The sequence below is a fragment of the Bacillus seohaeanensis genome (genome assembly GCF_042684945.1).
Classification (GTDB): Bacteria; Bacillota; Bacilli; order Bacillales; family Bacillaceae_B; genus Rossellomorea; species Rossellomorea seohaeanensis.
Window position 1 is genome coordinate 1 of sequence record NZ_JBHUMF010000027.1, and the last position, 7,157, is coordinate 7,157.

General features: G+C 34.9%; 12 protein-coding genes. 10 read left to right on the plus strand and 2 right to left on the minus strand.

What is annotated here, in order from left to right; all coding sequences use genetic code 11:
• Window positions 1-102: 102 nt before the first annotated feature.
• Window positions 103-276, minus strand: a complete 174-nt coding sequence (locus tag ACFSUL_RS10790; RefSeq protein WP_071411329.1) for a DUF2759 domain-containing protein — start codon at window positions 274-276, stop codon at window positions 103-105.
• Between the two features lie 349 nt (window positions 277-625).
• On the opposite strand from ACFSUL_RS10790, the gene ACFSUL_RS10795 reads away from it, so the two are divergent.
• A complete protein-coding gene (locus ACFSUL_RS10795; RefSeq protein ID WP_377935263.1) occupies window positions 626-1,261 on the plus strand; it encodes an MBL fold metallo-hydrolase in 636 nt (211 codons plus the stop codon).
• A gap of 247 nt (window positions 1,262-1,508) precedes the next feature.
• Here the strand turns inward: ACFSUL_RS10795 and ACFSUL_RS10800 are convergent, their stop codons facing one another.
• Window positions 1,509-1,751 (minus strand): DUF2626 domain-containing protein, encoded by a 243-nt coding sequence (locus tag ACFSUL_RS10800; RefSeq protein WP_071411331.1) that lies wholly within the window; start codon window positions 1,749-1,751, stop codon window positions 1,509-1,511.
• 363 nt (window positions 1,752-2,114) lie between these two features.
• Here ACFSUL_RS10800 and comGA point away from each other — a divergent pair, with 363 nt between their 5' ends.
• The 9 genes from comGA to ACFSUL_RS10845 all read left to right on the plus strand — a co-directional run bounded on the left by comGA (window position 2,115) and on the right by ACFSUL_RS10845 (window position 7,041).
• Window positions 2,115-3,182 (plus strand): competence type IV pilus ATPase ComGA, encoded by a 1,068-nt coding sequence (gene comGA, locus ACFSUL_RS10805; protein WP_377935281.1) that lies wholly within the window; start codon window positions 2,115-2,117, stop codon window positions 3,180-3,182.
• Window positions 3,136-4,194, plus strand: a complete 1,059-nt coding sequence (comGB, locus tag ACFSUL_RS10810) for a competence type IV pilus assembly protein ComGB (protein WP_377935265.1) — start codon at window positions 3,136-3,138, stop codon at window positions 4,192-4,194. The genes comGA and comGB overlap by 47 nt, the downstream gene beginning before the upstream one ends.
• A gap of 238 nt (window positions 4,195-4,432) precedes the next feature.
• Window positions 4,433-4,747 carry a competence type IV pilus major pilin ComGC gene (gene comGC, locus ACFSUL_RS10815; RefSeq protein WP_377935267.1) on the plus strand — a complete coding sequence of 105 codons (315 nt, stop codon included), beginning with the start codon at window positions 4,433-4,435 and terminating at the stop codon, window positions 4,745-4,747.
• Complete coding sequence (gene comGD, locus ACFSUL_RS10820) at window positions 4,713-5,174, plus strand: competence type IV pilus minor pilin ComGD (RefSeq protein ID WP_377935269.1); 462 nt, start codon at window positions 4,713-4,715, stop codon at window positions 5,172-5,174. The genes comGC and comGD overlap by 35 nt, the downstream gene beginning before the upstream one ends.
• A complete protein-coding gene (locus tag ACFSUL_RS10825) occupies window positions 5,158-5,484 on the plus strand; it encodes a prepilin-type N-terminal cleavage/methylation domain-containing protein (RefSeq protein WP_377935271.1) in 327 nt (108 codons plus the stop codon). Before comGD ends, ACFSUL_RS10825 begins: the two co-directional genes overlap by 17 nt.
• Complete coding sequence (gene comGF / locus ACFSUL_RS10830; protein ID WP_377935273.1) at window positions 5,426-5,917, plus strand: competence type IV pilus minor pilin ComGF; 492 nt, start codon at window positions 5,426-5,428, stop codon at window positions 5,915-5,917. Before ACFSUL_RS10825 ends, comGF begins: the two co-directional genes overlap by 59 nt.
• A complete protein-coding gene (locus tag ACFSUL_RS10835) occupies window positions 5,907-6,263 on the plus strand; it encodes a hypothetical protein (RefSeq protein WP_377935275.1) in 357 nt (118 codons plus the stop codon). Before comGF ends, ACFSUL_RS10835 begins: the two co-directional genes overlap by 11 nt.
• On the plus strand, window positions 6,264-6,776 hold the full coding sequence (locus ACFSUL_RS10840) for a shikimate kinase (RefSeq protein WP_377935277.1): 513 nt from the start codon (window positions 6,264-6,266) through the stop codon (window positions 6,774-6,776).
• An 85-nt stretch (window positions 6,777-6,861) separates the two neighbouring features.
• Window positions 6,862-7,041 (plus strand): YqzE family protein, encoded by a 180-nt coding sequence (locus ACFSUL_RS10845; protein ID WP_377935279.1) that lies wholly within the window; start codon window positions 6,862-6,864, stop codon window positions 7,039-7,041.
• Window positions 7,042-7,157 lie beyond the last annotated feature (116 nt).

Here is a 7,157-nt window from a genome sequence, read left to right on the forward strand (position 1 = left end):
GACAAGAAAATGCCACAAAAAATTTGCGGCATTTTCATTGACGTAATCTTTTTTCAACACAGTGATAAAAAAGGAGCCAGATGGCTCCTTTTTTATTATAAATTAATGGACTGCAGGGTAACCGGAGTTAAGAACAGTCATAATTGTAAACCAGCCAAATACACCAAGAGTGGCTAACGCAAATACAATTCCTAAACCATTTTTGTTTTTAAAGGCACTGACTGTAGCGAATAAAGCAAGTAATGTAGTTAATGCTGTAATAATGACAAAACCCATTTATATGACTCCTTTCTTTCTCATAAATCCCCTATTAAATAACATTTACAAATATAATAATTCCTATGTAAATAGGGTTTGAATCACATGTTTACTATTACTGATGATCAATCTCTAGGTGAAAGACAAATACACTCATTGATATTTTATAGTTTTTTTACCAATTTGTCGAGGTCAAAAATTTGACACTTCTATGGCAATAAAGCGGGCCTTCAATGCTTTACCACTAAACACTGAGTTAGTAAATTATTCCCTTCCATTATAGCACACTGTTTATATTCTGCATTTTTTTGATGAGTTTCTAAATCATGATACAATAGGGTAAGAGATTCAACGGAGGTGGAGTATGATGAATTGGGAGAGAATTCCTTTGGGAGCGTTACAAACGAATTGTTATGTAGTCTGGAATGAGAAGAATCAATGTTTAGTAATAGATCCTGGTGAGGAAGGGGAAAAAATAATTTCCTTTTTGAAAGATAAACAACTGAAGCCACTCGCTATATTATTAACACACGCACATTTTGATCATATTGGTGCAGTAGATGTTTTACGAGAAAGGTATTCTATTCCACTGTATGTTCACGAAAAAGAAGCGAAGTGGTTATTAGATCCTGCCTTAAATGGTTCTCAATTGTTTATGATGGGTGAGATGATAAGGCTTAAACCAGCCGATTACGTACTAACTTCGGAGGACACCCTTCAAATCGAAAACTTTAGTCTTGAATTATTTGCTACACCTGGTCATTCACCAGGGAGTATATCTTTTTATATAAAGGAAATGAACGCCGTGATTGCGGGAGATACTTTATTTATGGGGAGTATCGGCAGAACAGACCTTCCTGGCGGTAATCATAAGGAACTACTTGCAAGTATTCATGACAACCTTTTGGTTTTGCCAGAAGAAACAGCAGTACTTCCTGGACATGGACCGGAGACAACGATAGGAAACGAAATGGATTCTAACCCATTTTTAAATGGCTTCTAAAGAACCAATGCGTAAGCGTCTTGATTACTTTCAACAAGTTTTTTTATAGAAAAGCTCTCAAGGAGCTAGACGTAGAGTGTTCCGGGAGAAAAGTTATCCATATGCAAATGGTTTATGGATTTCTGGTAACAAAAAAGAGGGCCGCGTATAAAATGATGGAGATTTTCTGTGAAGCAGTGCCTGTCTGTATAGTACAGTTAAAAATAAAAAATTCCCTTTAAGCTCGTGGCTTAAAGGGAATTTTTTATTAATGACTTGCACCCGGCGTCATCATAAAGGTCGTCCAATACGTGAATCCAGCAAAGAATACTGTTAAGTAAGCACCGAAAATATAAATATACATACGCTCAGATAATTTCAGATAGCTTAGCAAAATAAAGAATCCTGTTTGGCCCAAGAAAATCAAAGACGTAGTTTTCATGTCGCCAAGAAAGAAAAAGACAGAGAAAATACCAGTCCAGAATCCAAGAACTCTGTACATACGATCCATATGTAACCCTCCTTTGCACCCTAAGTCCATCATTTGTTATTATAAATGAATTTCATAACAAAAGTAAATATCTGTTTGTTGCTAGTTTGTGACGATTACGTGATAACTACACATAAAATATGTAAAGATAGATAGTGCATTTATAGTATAGCACATAAAGCTTAATTAATGTATGTGCAGTTGGTTATATATTGTACATAAATACTGCAAATGCTTGACGAAAAATTACTTTACCATCTTGAAAAGCGGTTTGCTAAAATAACCGTAGAAAAAATATGTGAAAAATAAAAAAAAGAGAAGGAATTTGTAAAATAATGTCGTATACTTTACTACAGAACAATAGAAAGGTGGTGGAACGATATTATTACAACAATTGAATCGCTTGCTGAAGATATCATTTCCAGAACATTATCGAAAGGAGCTACTGATATCCACTTAATTCCAAGGAAAACAGATTACTTCATGCAAATTAGACAATTTGGCTCTCTCCTTCCATTTCAAAAATTTTCCATGTATGAAGGAGAAAGATTAGTTTCCCATTTGAAATTCATGGCTTCTATGGACATTGGAGAAAGGCGAAAACCACAAAGCGGTTCCTTTTCCATGAATGTCCAAAATACTCCTTTATCTCTACGTGTTTCTACACTTCCAACGGCACATTCCAAAGAAAGCTTAGTCATTCGAATATTACCACAAGAACACAGCATTCCAATACAAGAGCTGTCTCTTTATCCTAATGCAGCCAACAAACTGTTGTCATTATCAAAATACTCTCATGGAATGATTATCCTAACAGGTCCAACAAATAGTGGAAAAACGACAACCCTTTATTCCTTAGTTCAATACTGTTCATCTGTATTAAATAGAAATGTCATTACCTTAGAAGATCCAGTCGAAAGGCAGCAGGAAACGTTACTGCAAGTCCAAGTAAATGAAAAGGCGGGCATTACGTATTCGGCAGGCTTAAAAGCAATACTAAGACACGATCCCGACATTATTATGGTTGGAGAGGTTCGGGATAGAGAGACAGCAGAAATAAGTATACAAGCGGCTTTAAGTGGGCATTTAGTGTTAACAACAATGCATACAAGAGATGCAAAAGGGGCTATTTATAGACTACTAGAGCTTGGTGTTCAGTGGCATGAAATCGAACAAACATTAATAGCCGTATCAGCACAACGTCTTATTAACTTAACTTGTCCTTTTTGTGGTACCCAATGTAAAAATGCATGTGGAAATAATAAGGGGAGAAAAAGGGCAGCAGTTTATGAACTCCTTACAGGTAGCGCTCTTAATAGCGTTTTACGTGAAGCGAATGGTGAGTCTGTTCATTACCGTTACCCTCATCTTAAAGAATTACTGAGTAAGGGGGTGGCATTAGGGTTTGTTTCAGAACAAGAGTATGAAAAATGGATTCAAGAAGAAAGTTAGAGATCAGGGTTTATTAATAAAAAGGTTGGGAGAGCTGTTGCAAAGAGGTTACACCGTATCTGAGGCAATAGATTTTCTTTTTTATGATGAAAAGGAATACGTAGGTGTCATAAAAAATAAACTGCTTTCCGGGCTACAAAATGGTGAATCGTTATCAGAGGTAATGCAAAGAGAATTGAATCTTCCCAATCATGTATGTGCTCAAATTTACTTTGCTGAACACCACGGAAAAATGGCAGAAACATTTTATGAAGTAGGTAAATATTTGATAAATAAGAAGAAAGATAGACAACAACTTTTTAAAATTTTACAGTATCCTATGATTCTAATAGGGATAGTAATTATTTTGCTTGTCCTCCTAAGAAAAGTACTATTTCCGAGTTTTCAATCGTTATACAGTTCACTCGGATATACTCCTTCCTCAACGATCAATATTGTTCTTTCCATTATTCAAATGCTCCCGGTAATTAGCTTCTGGTTGTTCTTAATCTTCATTTTGCTCTTTGTTACAGTCCTTTACATTTATAAAAAAATCCCCCCATTAGAAATAGCTCGTTTTATTTCTACAGTCCCTGGAGCTTCTAAACCATATAGATTAATGCAAACACATTTTTTCTCTAGAGAAATGGGGTTTTTATTAGGCAGCGGTGTTTCTGTTTATGAATCACTGCAAATTATTCAAAGTCAAAAATTTCGTCCGTTGTTTCAACAAGTAGCAAAGAGAATCATGATGGAGTTAAAAGAGGGGCAAACATTCTCGCATGCTGTTGGAAAGTTTCCATTTTTTCAAAAGGAGCTTTTATATATAATCCAACATGGTCAAATGAATGGCCGCTTAGGAGTGGAATTGGAGTATTACAGCAAAATTTGTTTGCAACAAATAGAGGAAGATGGCAAACGATTTATTGGGTATATACAACCTGTGGTTTTCTGCATTGTTGGCATCTTTATATTAAGCATCTATTTTTCAATCATGATGCCGTTATTTCAAATGATGCAGTCCATTATGTAAATTACTATTTCATTGATAGGATATGATAAATGTTTAAAACCAAGACAACTGTGATGGAATATTTCACGACCAGTTTCCGTGCATAGGAGGTGTAAAGTCATTTCTGAATAATATAAGATACAAGGCAAGCACCCCCTCTTTTTTCCGAAATGATTTACACCTTTTGTTTAACTGGTCTATGGGTTTTTGTTCTGACTCAAATTATTATTTTAAATTGCGAAAACCAGGAGGAACACTAATGATAAAAATATTGAAAAATGAAAAAGCCTTTACATTAATAGAGATGATGATTGTGCTACTAGTTATCTCTGTCTTACTTTTTATTACTATTCCAAATGTAACAAAACAGAGTAATAATATTAATTCGAAAGGTTGTGAAGCATTTATTCACATGGTGGAAGGACAAATAGAAGCATATAAAATCGATAATAATAAGGCACCACAGAATATGAAAACTTTAGTGGATGAGGATTACCTCAAAGGCACTTCTTGCCCGAATGGCGGTGAGGTTACCATTGATGGATCAGGTAATGTTACGGTCAGTTCTTCGTAACAACGGATACACGTTAATAGAGGCGTTAATTGTCGTGTTAATTTTTACTACTTTGTTATCTTGGTCATTTTTTTCGCTTTCTCCTCTAAAAGACCATATCGAGAAAAAAGCCTTTATTGCGTCTATTCAGTCAGATTTGTATTACCTCCAAAGTTACTCTTCTAATTATCAAGCAACGGTAAAGTTAACCTTTTATCCCAATAACAATATGTATTCAGCAAAAGATATGGAAAGCGGAGAAGTAGTTACTTCTAGGGAACTACCTACCTATACAAGTATTGTTCATAATAGTTCATTAAAGGAAGTAACCTTCTACCCAAATGGAAATACGAATAAGTTTGGAAGTCTTTACCTTCAAGTAAAAGACAGCTTTATAAAATTGACGATGCAAATAGGGCAGGGAAGATTTGATGTACAAGAACTCTAATGGTTTTTCTCTTGTAGAAAGTTTAGTTGCTTTAAGTGCGGTATTGGTCATAACAGGGTTCCTTCTCCCAGGGATGCTGCACTATACAAGTCAGTTGGTAGCGCTTAAAAGAGAAGTCCAAGCATTAAACTATCTTAGTGAAGAGCTAGAAAACGTGATCATTAATAATGAAAAAATAAATCGAACAATCAAGCATGAAGGAGTAGTGTATGAATTATATTGGAAAGAAGGTAAGGCAGGAGAAGAAATCTGTGCAGAATATTATAATATGTCTCATGAAAAAGTGCCGATTTGTTTGGAAAGAAATTAATAATTCTCGTGGGTTTACGCTAGTTGAAGCGCTTCTTTCCTTCTGTATATTTTTAACAATTTCATTCAGTCTTCTTATTTGTATGAAAGGTCTTCATGTCGTTGAGGAAAAATTAATTCCTCCTCAATACTATGAATGGAATCTATTCCGCGATAGTTTCCGAACGGAGTTTAGGGGGGCAACATTGGGGGGGATTGCGGAAGATTCTATTTCATTTTATGTAGATAACAAAGAAGTCCTGTATGAAAAATATGCAGACTCTATACGTAGAAGAGTAAATAGAAAAGGGCACGAAATAGTGTTACAAAAGATTAATGAAGTAAACTTCTCAATGCGTAAAAACGGAGTGCAAATGGAGGTAGAGTTTACTAATGGGGAAAAAGCTGTGTCTCGCTTATACAATTACAAAATGGAAGACGTTTATGCAGAGTAATAATAAAGGTTTTATTCTGCCGTATACACTTATTTTCTTAGGGGCTGTATTACTATTGACAACAGCTGCTACTCAAATATTTGTTGCAAAGTACAAATATTTAGCGAATGTTAAAGAGATTAAGGAAAGGGAAATAAGTGAACTTGATAGCAGATATCTTGGTATGCACAGAGATATTGGAAAAACTGGTCAGTTTGTAAATCAGTTTGGGACTGTTTTGTATAAAACAGGAGAAGAAGATGGGGTGATGACAATGGAATTTTCCTTTAAAAGACAATCTACGATATTTCCTGCTGTCAATTTCGTGTATAATAAACAAACAAAAGAGATAAAGGAATGGGAGTAAATGGAGCCGATTTTCTTAATAGGATTTATGGGAGCAGGTAAAACAACGGTAGGTATAGCTTTGAGTGAAAAAGTTAATTTACCAGTAATTGATGCAGATAAGTATCTCGAAGAAAAACAAGGTAAAAAGGTTAATGAAATTTTCGAGGAATGTGGAGAGGAATTTTTTAGAGATTTGGAGACGGAAGTATTGAAAGAGTTATCTAGGAAAGAGAATACGATTATTACTACTGGCGGCGGTGTTGTAGGCAAGAGAGAAAATTGTGAGCTGCTAAAAGAAAGTGGAACAGTTATTTATCTTTCTTGCTTATTTGACTCGTTATGGGAACGCCTAAAACAAGATCAAACAAGACCACTTGTTTCACAAAATAATAAAAAACAGCTCCACGAACTCTTTCAGGGGCGTGCTAGTCTTTATGAAAGTTGCAGTGATATTATCATCAACACAGAAAAGAAACAAGTTGAACAAGTCATTGAAGATATACTTGTTTTGTTTTCGGATACTAAGGCATAGTTTATAATTATACAGGCTTGGAAACACTATATATGGATATTAAATAACCTATGTTAATGCAACCTAATTGAAGGCGGTGTTTTCCATGTCTGTAAATGAATATATCAAATTTATTACGCAAACATTTGTGCAGCATTATAATATGTCTCCTCAAGAACGAAAAACAATTCGAAGTCAACGTAAAAAGGAAAAAGCACCATTTCTTTTTAGGTGGTTCGGTATTGTACCATACGCATTTATGGTTTTACTAAAGAAAAATAGATAATAGGGACATTGTAGCGAAAGAAAAAGAACTGGCGATTGCCAGTTCTTTTTCTCATACTGTTGAAAAACAATCTTGGCAATAGACAAAACATAAAAATCTCGATAGAATTCCCTCGT

What these genes read in the sequence shown, in the direction of transcription:
- ACFSUL_RS10790 (WP_071411329.1), bottom strand. Translation starts at nt 276, where the DNA reads ATGGGTTTTGTCATTATTACAGCATTAACTACATTACTTGCTTTATTC.
- ACFSUL_RS10795 (WP_377935263.1), top strand. Translation starts at nt 626, where the DNA reads ATGAATTGGGAGAGAATTCCTTTGGGAGCGTTACAAACGAATTGTTAT.
- ACFSUL_RS10800 (WP_071411331.1), bottom strand. Translation starts at nt 1,751, where the DNA reads ATGGATCGTATGTACAGAGTTCTTGGATTCTGGACTGGTATTTTCTCT.
- comGC (WP_377935267.1), top strand. Translation starts at nt 4,433, where the DNA reads ATGATAAAAATATTGAAAAATGAAAAAGCCTTTACATTAATAGAGATG.
- comGD (WP_377935269.1), top strand. Translation starts at nt 4,713, where the DNA reads ATGGATCAGGTAATGTTACGGTCAGTTCTTCGTAACAACGGATACACG.
- ACFSUL_RS10825 (WP_377935271.1), top strand. Translation starts at nt 5,158, where the DNA reads ATGTACAAGAACTCTAATGGTTTTTCTCTTGTAGAAAGTTTAGTTGCT.
- ACFSUL_RS10835 (WP_377935275.1), top strand. Translation starts at nt 5,907, where the DNA reads ATGCAGAGTAATAATAAAGGTTTTATTCTGCCGTATACACTTATTTTC.
- ACFSUL_RS10840 (WP_377935277.1), top strand. Translation starts at nt 6,264, where the DNA reads ATGGAGCCGATTTTCTTAATAGGATTTATGGGAGCAGGTAAAACAACG.
- ACFSUL_RS10845 (WP_377935279.1), top strand. Translation starts at nt 6,862, where the DNA reads ATGTCTGTAAATGAATATATCAAATTTATTACGCAAACATTTGTGCAG.